A 19,207-nucleotide genomic window follows, 5' to 3' on the forward strand; every position below is an offset into this window, starting at 1 on the left:
GATCATCCTTTGAGCAGTTGGTGGGCTTTTTCCAGTTGAGCGGGGATATCGATCTTCTGCGGGCATTTCTCGCGGCACTTGCCGCACTCGGTGCAGGCGTCGGCGCGTTTGCCAGGGTCCCACGCCACGCCGATGCCGGCGTAGCCCTGGCGGGCGATGTCCCACATGCCATACACGTTGCCGGTGTTGAACTTGTCGAAGATCGAGGGAATGTTCACCTCGGCCGGGCAGGGCATGCAGTAGCGACAGCCCGTGCAGTACAGGTCGGCCAGCTTTTTGAGCCTGGCCATGTGGGCGACGATCGCTTCGCGGTCGGCCGGCGTCAGGGCCACGCCGTCCGACGCCGTCGCCACGTTCTCGCGCACCTGCTGAAGCGTGCTCATGCCCGACAGCGCCACCGAGACGTTGGGATTGGCCAGCACAAACCGCAGGGCCAGTTCCGGCACGCGCTGGATGTTCGGGATCAGCCCCTCGAGCACTTCGCTGGAGGCGCCCAGCCGCCCGCCGGCCACAGGCCCCATCACCACCACGCCGATGCCCTTGGCGTGCGCGCGGGCGATGCCTTCTTCGTGAGCGCGGTTAAGCATGTTGTACTGCAGCGTGATGACCGACGGATACCCGCTGTCGATGAGCTTCATGAGGCCGTCGTTGTCGTCGTGGAACGACGCGCAGATGTGCTTGATCAGGCCTTGCTGCTGGGCTTTGAGCATCCAGGCCCCGACGCGCGGCTGCACGTTTTCGCAGTAGACCTTCCAGTTGATGCCGTGGTGGTTGTAGATGTCGATGCTGTCGACCTGGAGGTTCTTCAGGCTCGTCTCGAGGTGCCCCCACCATTCCTTCTCATCCTCGCCGTAGTAGTGGTTCTTGGTGGAGACGACCACTTTGTCGCGCCAACCCTTGAGCGCCTCCCCGACGGCGATCTGGCTCTCGCCGCCGTGGTAGAACACGGCCGTGTCGATGTAATTCACGCCGCCGCGGAACGCTTCGTGAATCATGGCCACCGCCGCCTCGCGGTCGACGTGCTGGGCGTCGCCCTCCTGCACGGTGGGCAGGCGCATGCAGCCGATGCCCAGTTGCGAGACCTTCAATCCGGTGCGGCCCAGGGTGCGGTAAATCATCATGCTTCCTTTGTGAATGCGTTAAGCGGCAGGAACCTCTGTCAGGTGGATACTATCCTACTGGCGGCTCAGTACAAGGGCGAATTACAATGGCACCGGTGCGGCATAACTGGGACTATCTGATTGTGACGGCCTCGGACGACGCCCAGGCGGCGGCGTGCGAGGCGCAGCTTCGTCATCGCGTGCAATTGGGGCTGCTTGCCGGCGTGGGCGAGGCGCTGGTGGTGGGCGACCCGATGGGGCGGCGCATCGGCTCGGGCGGAAGCACTATCCGCTGCCTGATGGAATTGCTGGGGCGGCGACTGGGGGCGGCAGCGCCTGACCGCACGCGATGGGGCGACGAACTGCGGCGCCTTCGGGTGTTGATCATTCATGGCGGCGGCGACTCCCGCCGCCTGCCGGCATACAGTCCCTGCGGCAAAGTGTTCGTTCCCGTCCCGGGCGCCTGCGGGGCGGCCCTGCCGGCGGCGCTGCTGGACCGCCAGCTTGCGACGTACCTTGCCCTTGCGCCCGGCGGCAGCGGCGCGGGACAGTTTGTCATCGCAGCCGGCGACGCGCTGCTGCTGTTCGACCCGGCTTCGGTGCGCCTCGACCGGGCTGGGCTGACCGGTCTGGCCACTCCCGCCCCGCCGGAACAGGCCGCCCGCCACGGCGTATTCTGCACGCAGGAGGATGCGGCGGTCAGCCTGTACCTCCAGAAACCCACCTGCCAGCAGCAGGCGCGCTGCGGCGCGATCGGCACTGACGGCCGCACGCTGCTCGACACCGGCTTGATGAGTTTCGACGCCGAGTTCGCCGTCGCGCTTCTGGGGCTGGTCAGCCCCCAGAGCGGCGCCGACGGAGCGTTGACCTGGAGCGGACCGGTCGCGGCGGCCATCGAATCGTCCGGGCTGGACTTCTATCGCGAGATCTGTTGCGCCCTGGGAACGCAGACGTCGATCGAGCGGTTGATCGAATCGTCATCCGCCGCCGGCGGCCGCTGCAGCGAAGCGGTGCTGGGCGAGATATTCCAAGCGCTCTCCTCCATGCCGTTCAGCGCCGAGGTGCTGCCGGAGTGCGGCTTTTTGCATTGGGGAACGACGGGGCAACTGATCTCGAGCGGCCTGGCCCTGCTGTCGCACGACGGCCAGCCGACGCCGGACGAACATCGGCTGCTCATTGGCAGCGTGAGCGGCCCGCGCGGGCGCCTCAGCGGCGGACCGGCCTGGATCGAGGGCTGCCGCATCGACGACGAGGTGGACCTTGGAGGCGACAACGTCCTCATCGGCGCCGACATCGAGATGCCGCTGCACCTGCCCCCGCAGGCGTGCCTGGACGTGGCCGCCGGTTCAGACCGTCACGGCAAGGGCGCGTGGTTCGTCCGCTGCTACCATCGGGACGATGACTTCAAATTGCCCGTCGACGACGCGAGGTTCTGCGGCCGCCCGCTGGCGCAGTGGCTGGCCGCCGTCGGCGCCCGCGAGGCGGACATCCTGGACGCCCGCCTCCAGGGCGCACGGCCTGCTCTGTGGGAGGCGAGGCTCTTTCCAGCGGGGGCAGTTGCGACGACATGGCGGGACTGGCTGTGGATGCTGCAACCGGAAACGGCCACCTCCCAGCAGAAGCAGGCGTACCTGGAAGCCGATCGCTACAGCCTGGCGGAGATGGCGCGGCAGATCGACCCGGGCGCCTTCATAGAGCGGCGCGGTCTGCTGCACATCGAGCAGTTGCGCCGCAGCATCGGCTGCCTGTTCGACAGCGACGGCACACTCTCCGCGGCGGATCTGATCTTTGCCCTTCGCTGCTGCGACGACTGCACGGGTTGGGTGCTGGACATTCTCGATCACGCGCGGCTGCGACAGGCCCAGCGTCAGTCTCCGCCGGGGCTGAACTGGCTGGACTTCAGCCAGGGTCTGCACACGCTGGCGACGGCAGTGGAAGGCCTTCCCGGCGACGCGTCGGCGCCGATCAATCGCGTGCTTCCGGGGCTGGGCTCGCGTGCCTCGGTCGAGTTGCGGACGTGGCTGGGACAGATGGCCCTGGTGCCCGACGTGGGCACCAGCGTGCGGGAATGGTCCGCCCGGTTGCGCCGCGTGGCGCTGGACAACCTGGCCGTGACGATCTTATCCGGCCGCACCATGCCTCCCGCGCCGCGATGCGCCCTGGCCCGCGGGCAGACGGTGCGGGCCCAGGCGCCGGCGCGGCTGGACCTGGCCGGGGGATGGACCGATACGCCCCCCTACTCGCTCCAGCGCGGCGGGCGGGTGGTCAACGCGGCCGTCATGCTCGACGGGCGGTTACCCATCAGCGTCGAGCTGCGCCTCATCGACGAGCCGGTCGTCACGGTTGAATCGCTCGACCAGGGCGCGTCGCTGCGGATCACGACGGTGGAGGAACTGCTGGACTATCGCGACGTGACGGGCGAGTTTTCGCTGGTCAAAGCCGCCCTGGACTTGAGCGGCTTGTCTCCGCGAGGCCCCCGCGACGGCGGAGCCACGCTGCAGGCGATGCTGGAGGCCTTCGGCGGCGGCATTGAGGTGCGGATGCACTCGGCGGTTCCCCGCGGCAGCGGCCTGGGCGCCAGCAGCATCATGGCCGCAGCGTTGCTGGCGGGGCTGGCACAGATGCAGGGGCGGTCGCTGGAGCGGCGGGACCTGTTCCACCAGGTGCTGTGCCTGGAACAGGCGACGACGGCAGGGGGCGGTTGGCAGGACCAGGTCGGCGGCGGCGTCGAAGGCGTCAAGCTGATCTCGACGCAGGCCGGTCTGGCCAGCGATCCCCAGATCCGCCCGCTGCCCGGCGACGTGCTCGACCCGCGAAGCAATGGCGGCAGGACGCTGCTGTACTACACCGGCATCGCCCGCCTGGCGCGCAACATCCTGCAGGAGGTGGCCGGGGGATGGATGAGTCGCGATCGCCGCGTGGTCGACGCGCTGGAACAGATGCCGGCGCTGGCAGCCGCCGTCGCACGGGCGATGGAAGAACGCGACCTTCCGGGCCTGGGGCGGCTGATCGGCCAGGCATGGCGGTTGAACAAGCAATTATGCAGCCACACGAGCAATGACCAGATCGAGGACCTGCTGGCGCGGGTGGAAGAGCACGTGTACGGGGCCAAGCTGCTCGGCGCCGGCGGCGGGGGATTCCTGCTGATGGTCTGCAAGAGCGCCCAGGACGCCGCGCGGGTGTGCGGCCTGCTGAGCGTGGCACAGCCTTTCCAGGCTGTGGCTTCACAGGCTGGAAAGCCTGTGCCACCGGATCCCTCCAGGCGATTCTACGATTTCCAGGTCAGCCCCCAGGGACTGACGGTGAGCGTGGTTTGAGCCAAAACCGGCCGGGTGGCATGGCGACACGCGTTGTTCAGCGGGTCGCCATGCCACCCGTCAATCATCCATCAGCGACCTCAGCGGCTGATTACTCGCTCGTCTGGCCGGGCCAGACCACTTTGCCTTCGGTGTTGATGTACAGCATCTGATTTTCGCTGGGGTACACTGCGGCCAGGGGGCCCTTGAACGCAGTCACCGCCTCGTACTGCGCCGCCACGGCGATGGCGCCGGTCTTGTTGATGAACCCCCACTTGCCCTCGGACATCACCGGCGCCAGGCCCGACGAAAAACTCCCGCACATGGCCAATTCCGGCTTGATGACCATCTGCCCGTCGAGGCCGACGAACCCCTTCTTGCCGGCCTGGGTGATCATGGCCAGGCCTTCGGAAAAGGGCTCGGCGCCGTCGAACTGCGGTTTGATGGCGTAGGCGCCGGACTTGTTGATATACCCCCATTTTCCCTGCAACATCACGGCCGCCAGGCCTTGGGAAAAACTGCCCGCCTGCTGCACGTTGAGGCGGATGATCGTGCGGGACTCTTCATCGATGAATCGCCACTCCTTGCCCAGCATCACCAGCGCCACTCCTTCGGAGAAATCGTTGGCCTGGGAGTAGACGGTGCGGCTGGGGGACTGGCCGGTCTTGTCGATGTAGTGAAACACCCTTCCCACGCGCACCGGAGCCAACTTGCCGCTGAACGAACCGACGGAGTCAAACTGCGGGGCGATCACGATCTTGCCCTGGGGGTCGCTGTAGCCCCACTTGCCGCCCATCTGCACCGGCGCCAGGCCGCCCACGAAAGAGCCGCCCTGGTCGAACTTGGGCGTGATCACCATCCGACCGGCGGAATTGACATACCCCACGCCGGCCTTGATCTGGATCCGCCCGCCCTCCATCGCCCGCACCGGCGCCAGCCCCTGCGAGAACGGGCCCGCCCAGGCATACTCCAACTTGGCCACCAGTTGCCCCGAGGCGTCGATGTACCCCCACTTGCCGCCCTTCTCGACGGGATAGAGAACCCCCGCCCCGGCGGCCTCTTCTTCCTGTGCCCAGGCCGAAGCGTTCCACGAGGCCGGCGCCAGGCTCCAGACCAAAACGATGCCCAGACCCGCCGCGACGAATCCAATAGCTGAACGCTTACTCATTGAGGCATCTCCTGTGTGTGAGGCTGCCCTCTATTCTAGCGTCAGCAGGCCCATCGTGCCACCCGGCAGATGCGCGGCGGCATTGGGGAGCATGCACAACATTTCTGCCAGAGATCCGCCTGGCGGTGATGCGTCTGGGAATCTCCCCCGGATGGTGGTCACGCAGCCTTGCGACGCCGAAGCATCAGCGCCAGTCCCCCGCCGGCCAGCAGCACCAGGGTGCAGGGCTCGGGAATATCAAGCGTCATCAGCGTGCTGCGCCATGCCAGCGAGAAGTCCGTGCCTGCCGTGTCGCTGTTGACGGCGATGGCATAGCGTCCGGCGGCAAGGTCGGTCTGGTAGATGTGCTCGACGTTGTCGAGCGTGCTGACGCTGCTGTCCAGCAGCGAGCCGAGGGCAAACCCGTCGGCGGCGTAAAGCCACAGGTCCAGGTTCGCCAGTGAAGACGCCGGACTGCCCCAACTGGGCCCGTTGAGCGTGTCGGTGATTGTCCGGTTCCAGGTGAGGATAACGGAAAGATCCGACATGCTCGTGCCGTCGGCGACTTCGAAGAAGTAGTACTTCATCTGGCCGCTGGTGGGAGCGGCGTCGAAGTCCCATCCGGTGGTTTGCACGTCCGAGACGGCGCTGGCGTTCTGCTCGCCGGCGGTGAGGATGTGGTAGCTGTTGTAGATGTTCAACTCGCCGGCGCCATACACCTCGTCGAGCGGGCGGGTCGTGGTGCGATCCCAGGTGGCGAACTCTTCCTTGGTCGCGCCGGCCAGCAGGATCGCCTTGACAGACTCGGAGTTCCGCGCGTTGACCAGCGCGGGGCTGCCATCGGCGGTCTGCAACAGCATCGTTGCCGCCGCCCCTACCATCGGCGTGGCGTAGCTGGTGTAGGTGGCCGGGGCGACGATATCGGGCTTGACGCGCCCGACCGTGTCGATCAGCGTCGTGCCCCGGCTGTGGTTTCCGCTGCTGACGCCGACGGCGATGGAGTTGTAGCTGGCCGCCAGCAGATTGGGGACCGTGGTGCTTGATCCGTTATTGACGCCCACAACGGCGACATAGTTGTCGCGACTGATCGTGTAGTCAAACCGCCTCAGGGCCTCAATGTCGTACGCTTCATATCCGGCGCCAAAACTGCCGACCCAACTGTTGTTCTGCACCCGCTGCGTCTCTACCAGCGGCGCTAACGTGGTACCGGTTTTGAGAAAACCCGATTGGAGCCAGTTGCCCGCTTCCCAGTTATTGATGGCCGCAACGCCTTTGCCCATGCCGCTGTTGCCATACAGATACGTCCCGACTGTCGTGGCATGGCTGGAGATTCCCGTGGCTCCCGACTTCAGGGTGAAGGTCTTACCGGTGAAGGATGTACTGGCCGTGTTGGGCGAGTAGTTGTTCGACGAGTCCTTGGCCTCAACCTGGCTGACCGAAATGCCGCTGCCGGTGGGAACGCCAGCGCCGAGTTCGGCGACCAGTTGCGTATAGCCGATGTCATCAAGGTAGCCCGCCTGCACGGGAGCAGCCAGAAGCGCGATCAAAGCAAAGACGCCAATGAGTATACTTAAGCCTCTGCTGCCGACGCTTTTCATCGGGACGCTCTCCTTCTACCGCGAATCTGCTCCACTCTCTTTACCACTTGCAGTTCCTATCTTTTAGCACATTATGTGCGATTTTGCAAGTGCAAACCTCCGTCTCAGGGTATTCCCTCAGTTACAGGGGAAGGAAAAGTCGCGGCGGAGGCATTAACTGTTGCCGTTGGCAAAAGGCGCTTGTTATGCCCCCGGCCGGATATAGAATCATGCATATGGCCAAAACCCTTCATCCGGTGCTGTACGGGTGGCACATTCGAGCCTTCTTCGTCTTTTCTGTCGCGGTGTCTGCAGCGGCGCCGTGGGCCCGCGCCGACACGCTCGTGCTCGACAGCGGCAGGCAGCTCCAGGGGCGGCTGGTGCAGCAGTCGGCCAAAGAAGTGCTCTTCGAGGTGCAGACTAACGACGGCAAGATCATCGGCGTGCAGTCGTTCGACGCCAAAAACGTCGTCCGCGTGGTCGTTGCGGCCGCGGCTCCGCAGCGGGAGATCGACCCGTCCAAGCCCACGTATATGGTCGTGCCCATTGAGGGCACCATCGGGATGGACATCTCGGCGGTGCTGCTGCGCAAGATGCTCACCCTGGCGCGCAACACCCGGACCGACGTGGTGGTGCTGGAGATCGACAGCCCCGGCGGAATCGTCGAGGACCTCTTCGACATGCTCAAGGTGCTCCAGGAGTTCCGCCAGATGCGCATCGTCGCCCACGTGAGGCGGGCGCACTCGTGCGCGGCGATCCTGGCCATGTCGTGCAAAGAAATCGTCGTCACCCCCACCGCCTCCATCGGCGGGGCCGTTGTCTTCACCTTCACGCCCCAGGGAACGCCCTCGAACATCAACGCCAAGTTCGAGTCCATCGTCCGCGCCGAGTGCAAGAGCTTCGTCGAAGCGGCGGGGCACGAGCCCAAGCTCGTCGAAGGCATGATGCAGACCGACTCTCAGCTCACGCTGGTTGAAAAGGACGGCCGCAAGGTCCTCACCGACCAACCCGCCCGCGGCAAGGTCATCAAGAAGAAGGGGACGATATTGACGCTATCGGCCGGCGAGGCCGTCGAGGTCGGTCTGGCCAAAGGGCCCGCCGACACGATCGACGAGCTGCGCAAGCTCCTGGGCATCGAGTCCTGGCAGGAGGGGCTTGGCGACGCCCGCGGCGTGGCGGCGGCGTGGAAACGCAAGATGGCTTCCGATATCAACCGCATCAAGGCCGTCATGCGCCAGGCCGACGCCATGCTCGCCCAGGCGGCGGCGAACCATCCCCTTCGATTCCGCTACAGCACGCGACTGCAGCTTCAGCAGCAGGCCGACAAGTGCCTCAAGTTCCTCAACATGGCCGATGCCAATCTCGAACAGGCCCGGCGCACGATCGACGCCAACGCCGAACTGGGCCTGTCCACCACCGGCCTCGACCAGACGCGCCAACGCATCGATCAATACCGAAAAGAAGTCCAGACCCTCCGCAACGGCAGGCCGTAGGAACTCACCGCAGAGATCGCAGAGAATCAGAGAGACGGGGAGGAATCAGAAACCGTCTTCTCTGTCTCTTTATCTCTCTGCGTTCTCTGCGAACTCCGCGGTGAAGCGGATTTAGAGCGTGAAGGCGAAGTTGTCGATCAAGGCGCCGGGGAGGCGCATCGAGGCCGTGCTGCGGGAGTCGTAGGTCTCGCTGTCGGCAATCAAATCGCGCTCGGCGGTCAGGCCCAGCAGGTTGCTGCCGAACATGCGGTAGACCGTCTCGTCGAATCGCATCACGTTCAGCGGCGCGGCGATCTGGCCGCCTTCCACCCAGAACGTCGCGAACCGCGTCATGCCGGTGATGCGCCCGCCGGGGCGGTCGGAATAATTCAGGTACCACAGCGTGTTGACGTAGACGCCCTCGCCGATGCGCGTGGGCACGTCGGCCAGCGATAGCTCGCCGGCGGCCATGTCCAGCGACGCCGGGCTCTCCCAGCGGTCGGCGCCGTTGGTGGGCACGGCGTATTCTTTGGCCGAGCGCGGGCTGGCCAGCGCCCCGGCATGTCGGCCGCCTTCGACCAGCGAGACTGAATCGGGCTTGATGAACCCCTCGGCCGAGAAGTTCGCCGCCAGGCCCTCGCGCGTATTTTCCGTCAGCGCCACGCCCGGGGCGAATGTCTGCTCGCCTTCGATGAGCTTGAGCAGGCTCGTCGTGCGCGTGCGGTGGGCCTTGAGACCGAACCCGCCCCAGCAGAGCATGTTCATGACTTCGCCCACGGCCGCCGGGGACAGGTAGACGCGGTATTGGCCCGGAGGCACAGTCTTGGGCGAGCGCTTCATGACGTCGAGCTGCCGGCGTGCCAGGTCCATCTTGACGCCGAAAGCGGCGGCGTCCCAGGCGAATCCGGCGTACTGCGTTTTCACCGCCTTGTCGGCGGCGTGGTAGAAGCTCCAGTCGAGATTGAAGCTGTGCGTCGAGAACCAGTTCCGCTGGCCCAGCGAGTTGGCGAACCCGCGCGTGATCTCGCCGGCGGCGTAGAGTCCCACCAGGTCCAACCCGCCCGCGGCGGCCAGCACGGTGTCCACCGCGTCGGCGGCGTCGGGCAGGCGGTCGGGGCCGATCTGTTCGGTGCTGTGGACCTGCTCGGCAAAGAGCAGATACGGATCCTCGGACAATTCGCCCAGAGCGGTTCGAAGCTCGTCCAGCGCCTGGCGCGCGGCAGTCAGATCGGCCTGTTCGTCGGCGGAAATGCCGATCACTTTGGCCGCATGCCGCCGGCCTTCGATCAGCTCCACTCGCAGGCACTGCTGGAGGACGCTGCCCGGCTGTCGGACGGCGGCCTTGTTAAAACGGACGAAATCCGACCGCTCGCCGGCAAGGTAGAGGAGGATCACTTCGTTCTTGCCCGCCGTGGCGGTCAGTTCGTCGGCCAGTTTGTAGAAAGTTTGCTGCACAATTCACATCCTTACCAAGGGCCGGATGGGTGCCACGCACAACTCCGTTGTGCGTGTCCCTGATCGTCCGAACGGTCTGGGAGCATGGGCGAGACGCCCATGCCACAAAACCGGGAGCATGGGCGAGACGCCCATGCCACTCACTGGCGGGGACGCCCGTGCTATGCCCCGCCAAAGACTTCAACATCCGCAAACAGGCACGCTGGGCTGGCGTGGCCGGTGCCGACGCACTGATTGGGCTCGCCCTTGCCGCAGTTGGGCGTGCCCAGCGTTTCCATCGTCGCGGCAGAGCCTACCATCTTGAGATTCCGCCAGAACGTGGCGGAGATCCCGCGGTAATTGGGGTTCTTGACCACCGTCGTCAGCCGCCCGTCCTCGATCAACCGCCCCCATTCGCAACCAAACTGGAACTTGTTGCGGCTGTCGTCGATCGACCAGGAGCGGTTGGTCTTCATGTAGACGCCGCGCTTGACGGCCGCGATCATCGCTTCCAGGCTCGCGCTGCCGCACTCGACGTTGAGGTTGGCCATGCGGTCGATAGGCGGGCGGTTCCAGTTGCACGCGCGGCTGGACGCCGTCCCGGAGTCGCGCCCCGCGCGGGCCTGCGAGAACGCTCCGCCCTGCACGCCCTTGAGGATTCCCTTTTCGATGATGGCCGTCTTGCGCGCGGGCGCGCCGTCGTCGTCCCAGCCGAAGCTGGCGTTGGCGAACGCGCACGTCGGATCGTAGAACACGTTGAGCAGTTCGCTGCCGTAGCGGTACGAGCCGATCATGTCCAGCGTGACAAAACTCGTGCCGGCGTAGTTCTGCTCGTCGCCCAGGATGCGGTCCAGCTCGAGCGGGTGGCCGATCGACTCGTGAACCTGCAGCACCATCTGGTCGCTGTCGATCAGCAGGTCCATCGAACTCTTGGGGCAGTTGGGCGCATCAAGCAGCTCGATTGCCTCGCCCGCCAGGCGCGGCGCGGCGGCGGTGAAGTTGCACCGCGTCAGCACCTCCGCCCCGCCCTGCTGGCTGTACCCGTGCCCGCCGAGGGTGCGCGTCTGCGTGTCGCTGCCGCGATTGGCCGAGACCGACATGAACACCGCCGCCGACGAGAACGATTGCTCGATGCGAGTCCCCGCCGTCGTCAGCAGCAGCGTCTGCCAGTTCCAGTGTCGCACGGCCGTCATCCAGTCGACGATGCAGTCGGCGGTCTTAAGTTTCCGCGACTGCTCGGTCAGCACCTCCAGCAGCGCCGCCAGCGACAGCGACGACCAGGGCGTCTCCTCCGGCGTGCGATATTCGCCCGTAACCGCCGCGGGAATCAGCTTGCTGAAGTCGGTCACGCACCGCCCCGCGGTGTGTTTCGCCCAGCGGGCAGCTTGCTGTGCAGCGTTCTTGAGTCCCTCGCGCGACAGATCGCACGTGGCGCCGTATCCGATCCCCCCACCGGCGATGACGGTGATCATCGCTCCTTCGTCATGACTGAGCCCCGGCGCCTCAGGGACATCCTGACGCACCAGGAGCGACCGCCCGTCACTGCACACGTGTCGCAGCGAACAGAAGTCCACCCCGGAAGGAACGATATCGCGAAAGATTGACTCTATGTTCTTCACGTTTGCTCTGGTTGTATGTTCAGGGACACGCACAACGGAGTTGTGCGTGGCACCCTCCTGATTACTGATTACTGGTTACTGATTACTTTTCACCGATTACTACTTCTGCCCCGCCTTGGCCAGCTTCTCCTGCGCCGCGTGCATCTGCTGGCCCGTCGGGGCGCTGCCGCTTTCCATCATGTCGCGGAAGCAGTCGAACAGATACGTCGCGTCGTGCGGACCGGGGCTGGCCTCGGGGTGGTACTGCACGCTGAACAATGCCTGGTCCGGGTGCGTGAAGCCTTCAACCGTGTTGTCGTTGAGGTTGATGTGCGTCACGGCCGCCCCCGTGGCGATCAGCGACTTCTCCTCCACCGCAAACCCGTGGTTCTGCGAGGTGATCTCGACCTTGCCCGTCGACTGGTTGCGCACCGGCTGATTGCAGCCGCGATGGCCGAACTTCAGCTTGTACGTCTGCGCGCCCAGCGCCAGGCCCAGCATCTGGTGGCCCAGGCAGATGCCGAAGATCGGCACCTTGCCCAGAAGGTCGCGCAGCGACTCGATGGTGTACGTGACGGCCGCAGGGTCGCCCGGGCCGTTGGAGACGAACACGCCCTGGGGCTTGTGCGCCAGGATCTCCGCGGCGCTGGCGCCGGCCGGCACGACCGAAACATTGCAGCCGCACTCGACGAGGTTGCGCAGGATGTTGGTCTTGGCCCCGCAGTCGATGGCCACCACGTCGTAAACTTTCGCCCCGTGCTCGCGGTGCGCCTGGGCGAACTTGCTGGAGTAACCGTCGGCCCACTTATATCCTTCTGTCGGGGCGACGACCTTGACCAGGTCCAGTCCGGCCATGCTCGGAATGGCGGCCGCTCGCTTGACCAGTTCCGCATCGTCGAGAATCTCGGTGCTCAGCACGCCGTTGAGCGCGCCGGTGATGCGGATGTACCGCGTCAGCGCCCGCGTGTCGATGCCGGCCAGGCCCATGACGCCGGCGGCTGCGAGGTACTCATCGAGCGATTTGCTGGAGCGGAAGTTGCTGACAACGGGCGAGAGTTCCTTGATGATGAACCCCGCTACCTGCACGCGCGTGTTGTAGCTTTCGATATCTTCGGTGTTGATCCCGTAGTTACCCACCAGCGGATACGTCATGGTGACGATCTGCCCGTTGTAGGACGGATCGGTCAGCACTTCCTGGTAGCCGGTCATGCCGGTGTTAAAGACGACCTCGCCCTCGCTGGTCCCGGCCGCGCCGAAAGACGTGCCGGTGAAGACCAAGCCGTCTTCCAAGGCCAATTTGCAGACTTGTTTAGTCATACAACTTCTTCTTTCACTTCTGAGGATCGCTCTTGTCCAGTGCCTGCGCGATCCGCCGCAACGATATCGCGGCTGACCGAACCGAACCCGTCAGCAGGGCCAGCAACAACAGCCCAACGATCGTAATAGTCATGATGAACTCTTCAAAACCAGTGCTTCCTAGCATCATGTCAGGCTCCTTTGCAGCGGCTCAGGCCTTGGCGCCACAGCACTTCTTATATTTTTTGCCCGACCCGCATGGGCAGGGAGCGTTGCGATCGACCTGCTCGTGGCCTTTGATCGGCGGGACCTTTTCGGTCTTCTTGATCAGCTCTTCCTCGGCGGCCACGTCATCTTTACCGCGGGCGGCCTTGGAGAGGTCCGTCAACTTCTTCTCGTTCTGCTTCTTTGCGAATCGCTCGCTGATGGGGTCATGTGCCATGGCAAAGTCCTCGTCTTCATTGTACCGTCAGGCAGGTCGTAGGTCGTAGGTCCCGAAACCCCTATGACCTACGACCTATGACCTAAACCCTAGTCTTTCCCTATCCCGTGACACTTCTTGTACTTCTTGCCCGAGCCGCAGGGGCAGGGATCGTTGCGGCCGACTTTCGGCTCGTCGCGGCGGATCGTCAGCACCTTCTGGTCTTCGCCGGCGCGTTGGCCCTCGCCGCTGAGGTGCCCGAAGCCCGCCAACTGCTCGTGCGCCGCCGACGAAACCTGGTACACGCTGGAGACTTCTTCGCCGGCGGCCAGGCGAACTTTGAAGATCATCGAGCTGACGCGGTCGCGCACGGCTTCCATCATCTCGTTGAACAGCGCCGAACCCTCGCGCTTGTATGCCACGCGCGGGTCCTGCTCGGCGTAGCCGCGCAGGCCGATGCCGCTCTTAAGATGGTCCATCGCCAGCAGGTGGTCTTTCCACGCGCTGTCGTAAATCTGCAGAAAGACGTACCGCTCCAGCTCGGTCATCTCGCGACGCAGATACGTTCGGCCGGCGTGGATCACGCGGCCGATGATATCGCTGTCAAAATCCGCCTCGCTCAGCTCGGCGCCGAAGCGGCGTGCGGCGAACTCGATGGCCTTTTCTTTGCTCGGGTCGCTGCCCAGGGCGGCGCGGACCGCCTGTTCCAGCCGCCCGCCTTCGTTCCACTGGCGCGACAGCTCCACCAGCCGCTGGTGAATGGACTGGATGCTCTTGCCCTGGAGCTCCTCGACCGTCAGGGCGGCCTCGTACTTGGCGTTGGCCCAGTCGACCAGGTCCTTGAGGGCGTAGACGTTCTCGGTGCCGGCCTTGGCGACCGTCATGTCCAGGGCGTATTCGACGGGGTACTCGATCTCGCGGCGCCGGTAGGCGTCGTTGAGTTTGGCAATGAGCAACTTCGAGGCGGTCTCGGGCGTCTCGCCGAGTTCTTCCAGGGTGACGGCGATGGAGAACTTGTCAGCCGCCCAGGCAACCAGGGCCTCTTTGCCCAGGTCTGCTTTGAGGTAGCGTTCGACTTCGGAGATGTCGAGCTTGTCGATGCGTTCGGCGGCGGCCTCCTGAAGGGCCTCGTCCACCTCGTGCGGCTGCATCTTGCGGAGCTGGTTCTGCGAAAGCTGAACGCCGAAGCGGCTCATGGCCCAGCTCGAGAGGCCGCGGAGATCCCACTCCTTGGGGTCGGCCTCTTCGTCCATGTATTCGCCCAGGGTCGTGGTGATGACGTTGACGGCCTCGTCCTTGGCCAGGCGGCGCAGGTCTGCTTCGAGGTTGGGCAGTTCTTCGGGCGTGTCGGCCTTGACCTGGTCGGGCGTGATGTTGATCTGCAGGGTGGTGGCGGCCCACTCGGCGATACCGCGGCGGTGGTAGCTGGGGTCGAGATAGTTGGCCACGCCCTCGGACACGGTCGGGGCGATCATGTCCATCAGGAGGCCTTCAAGGTCGCGCCCTTCGAGGATGCGCTGGCGTTGCGAATAGAACGCCCGCCGCTGGAAGTCCATGACCTCGTCGTATTCGAGCAGATTCTTTCGGATGTCGAAGTTGCGTTCCTCGACCTTCTTCTGCGCCCGCTCGATGCCCTTGCTCACGCGCGGGTGCTCGATGGCCTCCTGACCCTGCAGGCCCAGCCATCCCAGCACCTTGAGCGTCCACTCGCCGGCGAAGATCGCCAGCAGCTCGTCCCGCAGCGACAGGAAGAAGCGGCTCGAGCCCGGGTCGCCCTGGCGGCCGGCTCGCCCGCGAAGCTGATTGTCGATGCGCCGCGCCTCGTGGCGCTCGGTGGCCACAATGTGCAGCCCGCAGGGGACCACGACGCGGCAGTCGGTGCGGCCGCGGAGGGGAAAATCCTTGTCGATCTTGGGCTTGAAGCAGTGGGCGCAGTCGGTGGCGGGGTTGTACTGCTGGCAGTTGATGCAGCACTTGGTCACGCCCGGCGGGTAGAGCGGGTCGAACGCCACGCCCAGTTCGGTGAGCTTCTCGGCCGGCGGCACCTTGCAGTTTTCCCACACGACGCCCTGGCCGAGCTTGATGTCGGTGCCGCGCCCGGCCATGTTCGTGGCGATGGTCACGTTGCCGACCATCTGTTTGGAGTCTTTCTTGAGCGGGTGCTGCAGACCGGCCAGTTTGACGATCTCGCCCTCGACCAGGGCGTCCTGGATGCGCCCGTTGAGGACGCGGTGCTCGATGCCGTAGCGCCGCTGGAGCAGGGTGCTCAGGTGCTCGGACTTCTCGATGCTGGTGGTGCCGACCAGGACGGGGCGGCCTTTCATCGAGTACTCGTGAATCTCCTCGACGACGGCGTCGAACTTGGAATCGATCTCGGCGTAGATGCGGTCTTCGTGGTCGACGCGGTTGACCGGGCGGTGCGTGGGCACGGTGATCACGTCGAGCTTGTAGATCTTGCGGAACTCGCCGGCCTCGGTCATCGCCGTGCCGGTCATGCCGGCGAGCTTCTTGTAGAGCTTGAAGAAGTTCTGCAGCGTGATCGTCGCCAGCGTCTGGTTCTCTTCCTTGATGGTGACGTGTTCCTTGGCCTCGACGGCCTGGTGGAGCCCGTCCGACCACTCGCGCCCTTCCATCAGTCGGCCGGTGAACTGGTCGACGATCACCACCGTGCCGTCGCGGACGACGTAGTCCTTGTCGAGCTCGTAGACCAGGTGCGCCTGGAGCGACTGCTGCATCAGGTGCGGCCATTCCATGTTGGCCCCGACGTAGAAGCTGCCCACGCCGGCGATGTCCTGGGCCACGCTGACGCCCTCGTGCGTGAGGTGGACGGACTTCTTGTCCATCTGCACTTCGTAGAGCTTGTCGTGGCGCGCCTCGTCGGCCTGGGCCTCTTCGAGCTCCGCCTGCTTGGCGTCGAGGCGGTTTTCGATCTTCTTACGCTCGTCGCCCTTGAGCTTGCCCAGTTCGCCCTCGAGCGAGCCGAGCTCTCGCTTGATCGCCTCGACGCGCTTGTTGGCCTGGTCCCACGGGCGGTTGCGCTTGATGACCTCGCGGGCGACGGCGTCGGCCTTGCGGTAGCGGTCGGTCTGGCCGTACGCCGGACCGGAGATAATCAGCGGCGTGCGGGCCTCGTCGATCAGGATGCTGTCGACTTCGTCGATGATGGCGAAGTCCAGCCGCCCCTGCACCTGCTCGGCGACGGACATCTTCATGTTGTCGCGCAGGAAGTCGAAGCCGTACTCGCTGTTGGTGCCGTAGGTGATGTCGCAGGCGTACGACGCCTGCCGCGCGGCGGCCTCGGGACCGTAGGCGGGCATGTCGGCGGTGATGAACCCGACGCTGACGCCCAGCAGATTCATGATCGGCGTGGCGAAGTCGGCGCCGACGCGGACGAGGTAGTCGTTGTGCGTGACGAGGTGGACCTTGAGCCCTTCGAGCACGGCCATGTACATCGCCGGGTAGCAGGCGATGGTTTTGCCTTCGCCGGTGGCCTCTTCGGCGATGGCGCCCTCGTCCAGGACCATGCCGGCCACAAGCTGCACGTCGAACTGGCGGTGGTTCTGGGCGCGGCGGCTGGCCTCGCGGACGACGGCGAAGGCCTCGGGCTTGATCCGCTCGCGCGACTCGCCGGCGGCGAAGCGCTGCTTGAACTCGTCGGTCTTGGCCCGCAGCGCCTCCGGGCTCAGGGCGCGGATCTGCTCCTCCAGCGGGTTGATCCGCTGGCGCACATAATACAGCCGCGATCGCACGAGGCGCTCGTTGCGCGTGCCGCCGATGAGCTTGATAAAGATTTTGCCGAGAATCTTGATCATCTACCACTGCCCAAATCATGGGATATCAATACTACGCCGGATGAACGCCCAATGCATCCGCCACATCCGACAACCGACGCAGAATAAGATTCTTAGTATCGCACGGGGAAGGCACGGCAGTCAAGCTAGCAGAGAGACGCTCAGAGGATCGTTGGATGGGTGGATGGTTGGATGGTTGGATGGTTGGATGATTGGATGATTGGATGGTTGGACAACGCAGAGTTCCCATTCATCCATTCATCCATTCATCCATCCGTCCATCCGTCCGTCCGTCCGTTCATGCGCTATCCGTATTCAGGAGAATCAGCAATGGCCAGTAATGACGTCATCACCTGGGGACTCATCGGTTGCGGCGGGTTCGGGCAGTTTACGCTGGAGTCGGTCAGTTCGCTGCCATTCATACAGCCCGTCGGCGCCGCCGACGTGGTGCAGCCTGCCGCCGACGCGGCGGCTGAACGCTTCGGCATCCGCGCCTACGACAGCCCGCAGGCGCTGCTGGCCGATGAGACCATCCAGATGGTCCACATCGCCTCGCCCCCCTCGAGCCATTACGAACTGGCCCTGGCGGCCCTCAACGCCGGAAAGCACGTCCTCTGCGAAAAGCCCCTGGCACTGAACACCGATCAGGCCGACCGCCTCCTTCAGGCGTCCGCCACGGCCGGGACCATCTGCCCGGTCAACTTCGTCATGCGGTACGTGCCGGTGACCGAGGCGGTCAAGGCCGTCATCGACAGCGGACGGCTGGGCAAGGTCCTCTCGGCGCGGCTGACGAACTGCGCCTCCGACAGCAATCTGCCGGCCGAGCACTGGTTCTGGAACCGCGATGTTTCCGGCGGGATCTTCATCGAGCACGGCGTACACTTCTTCGACCTGTACGAGTACTGGCTGGGCAAGGGGCAGATCGACAGCGCCTCGGCGCAGACTCGCGAGGGCACCAACCAGCAGGACCGCGTCACCTGCACGGCGATCCACGACGGCGGGACCATCGCCAGCCACTACCACGGCTTCGACCAGATCGCCCCCCTCGACCGCACCGACCACCGCCTGGTGCTGGAGACCGGCGACATCCGCGTCGACGGCTGGATCCCGCTGAAGCTGACGATAGACGCCGCTGTCGACGACGCGGCGATAGACGAATTGACACGCTGCTGCGGCGGCGGCGCCGACGTGACGGTGATGGAGACGCTGGATGATCGCGAGCTTGTCGGCCGCGGAAAACGCCGGCACCTGACGCGCCGCATCCACCTGGAGTACGCCCCCTTTACGGATAAATTCGCCCTGTACGCCCAGGCCGTTCGCGACCTGGTGAGCGACCAGATCGCCTTCGTCAACGGTAGCGGCCGGCGTCGTATCAGCGAGAACAACGGCCGACGGGCGGTGGCGTTGGCGCAGGCGGCGACGCGGATGGCGGAAAAGTCGGGGCGTTCTTGAGGAAAATCGAAAAACTTTTCGGTCTTGAAAAGTTATAAAACAGCTTGTTTTAAGCCATATTCGCGATGTTTGCCAAGTGATGCATTGCCCGCCAAACGCTAAGAAAAGAACCCGTGGTATATTGCCTCCATCAGTTGATCGAAAGGGATTGCGGAAGCTTAGCGAGCCCGGACGGTACGAGACTGATACTTGACAACCTAAGACCTCTGCTCAGGAGTAATCGGTTCCTCCACCGATTGCTCCAGAAAATGGTAGCCGGCCCCTCCTCCGGTTGCCAACCTAAGTGGTAGCGGGCCCCTCCTCCCGCTGCCAGACAAGGTAGCCGCCTCCTCCTAGCGGTTACCTGGTTTCCTCTAAGGGCGGTCGGCTCCTTCTCCGATCGCCTTTTTTTATGCGCACTTGCAGCCGGAGGGGACGACACACGAACCCTGAGGGACAGGATTTTGCATAATTCCTCCTTCATGAGTTTTGGCCCCAGAGGGGCCTTCGTGCTTAGCCCGGATATTTCACCGCGGAGATCGCAGAGACCGCAGAGGTGTCTTGAATTAAAAGACTTACAGAAACTTTACGGAGTGGGCCTCATGGACAGTCTGTTTTTTCAGATTAGCGCCGCTTACGACGTG

General features: G+C 64.6%; 11 protein-coding genes and 1 pseudogene. 3 read left to right on the plus strand and 9 right to left on the minus strand.

The window, feature by feature from the left end; translation table 11 throughout:
• Nucleotides 1–2 precede the first annotated feature (2 nt).
• Nucleotides 3–1,118 carry an aldo/keto reductase gene (locus tag ABFD92_04680; GenBank protein ID MEN6503814.1) on the minus strand — a complete coding sequence of 372 codons (1,116 nt, stop codon included), beginning with the start codon at nucleotides 1,116–1,118 and terminating at the stop codon, nucleotides 3–5.
• 89 nt (nucleotides 1,119–1,207) lie between these two features.
• Between ABFD92_04680 and ABFD92_04685 the strand changes: the two genes are divergently transcribed.
• On the plus strand, nucleotides 1,208–4,417 hold the full coding sequence (locus ABFD92_04685; protein ID MEN6503815.1) for an L-fucokinase: 3,210 nt from the start codon (nucleotides 1,208–1,210) through the stop codon (nucleotides 4,415–4,417).
• A 91-nt stretch (nucleotides 4,418–4,508) separates the two neighbouring features.
• Here ABFD92_04685 and ABFD92_04690 read toward each other — a convergent pair whose 3' ends face one another.
• Together ABFD92_04690 and ABFD92_04695 are read right to left on the minus strand one after the other, a co-directional pair.
• Nucleotides 4,509–5,564 carry a WG repeat-containing protein gene (locus tag ABFD92_04690; protein ID MEN6503816.1) on the minus strand — a complete coding sequence of 352 codons (1,056 nt, stop codon included), beginning with the start codon at nucleotides 5,562–5,564 and terminating at the stop codon, nucleotides 4,509–4,511.
• A gap of 158 nt (nucleotides 5,565–5,722) precedes the next feature.
• Nucleotides 5,723–7,141, minus strand: coding sequence for a PEP-CTERM sorting domain-containing protein (locus tag ABFD92_04695; protein ID MEN6503817.1), 1,419 nt, complete (start codon nucleotides 7,139–7,141; stop codon nucleotides 5,723–5,725).
• A 215-nt stretch (nucleotides 7,142–7,356) separates the two neighbouring features.
• Between ABFD92_04695 and ABFD92_04700 the strand changes: the two genes are divergently transcribed.
• Nucleotides 7,357–8,613 carry an ATP-dependent Clp protease proteolytic subunit gene (locus ABFD92_04700; protein MEN6503818.1) on the plus strand — a complete coding sequence of 419 codons (1,257 nt, stop codon included), beginning with the start codon at nucleotides 7,357–7,359 and terminating at the stop codon, nucleotides 8,611–8,613.
• Between the two features lie 111 nt (nucleotides 8,614–8,724).
• Here the strand turns inward: ABFD92_04700 and ABFD92_04705 are convergent, their stop codons facing one another.
• The 6 genes and pseudogenes from ABFD92_04705 to secA all read right to left on the minus strand — a co-directional run bounded on the left by ABFD92_04705 (nucleotide 8,725) and on the right by secA (nucleotide 17,153).
• Nucleotides 8,725–10,047, minus strand: a complete 1,323-nt coding sequence (locus ABFD92_04705; GenBank protein ID MEN6503819.1) for a metallopeptidase TldD-related protein — start codon at nucleotides 10,045–10,047, stop codon at nucleotides 8,725–8,727.
• 161 nt (nucleotides 10,048–10,208) lie between these two features.
• Entirely contained in the window at nucleotides 10,209–11,645 is a 1,437-nt protein-coding gene (locus ABFD92_04710) for a TldD/PmbA family protein (protein MEN6503820.1), read from the minus strand.
• Between the two features lie 99 nt (nucleotides 11,646–11,744).
• Nucleotides 11,745–12,941, minus strand: a complete 1,197-nt coding sequence (carA, locus tag ABFD92_04715) for a glutamine-hydrolyzing carbamoyl-phosphate synthase small subunit (protein ID MEN6503821.1) — start codon at nucleotides 12,939–12,941, stop codon at nucleotides 11,745–11,747.
• A 13-nt stretch (nucleotides 12,942–12,954) separates the two neighbouring features.
• The gene (locus ABFD92_04720; GenBank protein MEN6503822.1) at nucleotides 12,955–13,110 is read right to left on the minus strand and encodes a hypothetical protein; all 156 of its coding nucleotides are present in this window, start codon (nucleotides 13,108–13,110) and stop codon (nucleotides 12,955–12,957) included.
• A 21-nt stretch (nucleotides 13,111–13,131) separates the two neighbouring features.
• Nucleotides 13,132–13,239 (minus strand): annotated as a pseudogene (locus tag ABFD92_04725) (SEC-C metal-binding domain-containing protein).
• Between the two features lie 212 nt (nucleotides 13,240–13,451).
• On the minus strand, nucleotides 13,452–17,153 hold the full coding sequence (secA, locus tag ABFD92_04730) for a preprotein translocase subunit SecA (GenBank protein ID MEN6503823.1): 3,702 nt from the start codon (nucleotides 17,151–17,153) through the stop codon (nucleotides 13,452–13,454).
• 309 nt (nucleotides 17,154–17,462) lie between these two features.
• Between secA and ABFD92_04735 the strand changes: the two genes are divergently transcribed.
• Nucleotides 17,463–18,584 (plus strand): Gfo/Idh/MocA family oxidoreductase, encoded by a 1,122-nt coding sequence (locus ABFD92_04735; protein ID MEN6503824.1) that lies wholly within the window; start codon nucleotides 17,463–17,465, stop codon nucleotides 18,582–18,584.
• Nucleotides 18,585–19,207 lie beyond the last annotated feature (623 nt).

The sequence above is a fragment of the Planctomycetaceae bacterium genome (assembly GCA_039680605.1).
In the GTDB taxonomy this organism is placed as follows: domain Bacteria; phylum Planctomycetota; class Phycisphaerae; order SM23-33; family SM23-33; genus JAJFUU01.

Coding starts and splice junctions, on each gene's coding strand:
- ABFD92_04690 (MEN6503816.1), bottom strand. CDS start 5,564: ATGAGTAAGCGTTCAGCTATTGGATTCGTCGCGGCGGGTCTGGGCATC.
- ABFD92_04685 (MEN6503815.1), top strand. CDS start 1,208: ATGGCACCGGTGCGGCATAACTGGGACTATCTGATTGTGACGGCCTCG.
- carA (MEN6503821.1), bottom strand. CDS start 12,941: ATGACTAAACAAGTCTGCAAATTGGCCTTGGAAGACGGCTTGGTCTTC.
- ABFD92_04735 (MEN6503824.1), top strand. CDS start 17,463: ATGGCCAGTAATGACGTCATCACCTGGGGACTCATCGGTTGCGGCGGG.
- ABFD92_04700 (MEN6503818.1), top strand. CDS start 7,357: ATGGCCAAAACCCTTCATCCGGTGCTGTACGGGTGGCACATTCGAGCC.
- secA (MEN6503823.1), bottom strand. CDS start 17,153: ATGATCAAGATTCTCGGCAAAATCTTTATCAAGCTCATCGGCGGCACG.
- ABFD92_04720 (MEN6503822.1), bottom strand. CDS start 13,110: ATGATGCTAGGAAGCACTGGTTTTGAAGAGTTCATCATGACTATTACG.
- ABFD92_04680 (MEN6503814.1), bottom strand. CDS start 1,118: ATGATTTACCGCACCCTGGGCCGCACCGGATTGAAGGTCTCGCAACTG.
- ABFD92_04695 (MEN6503817.1), bottom strand. CDS start 7,141: ATGAAAAGCGTCGGCAGCAGAGGCTTAAGTATACTCATTGGCGTCTTT.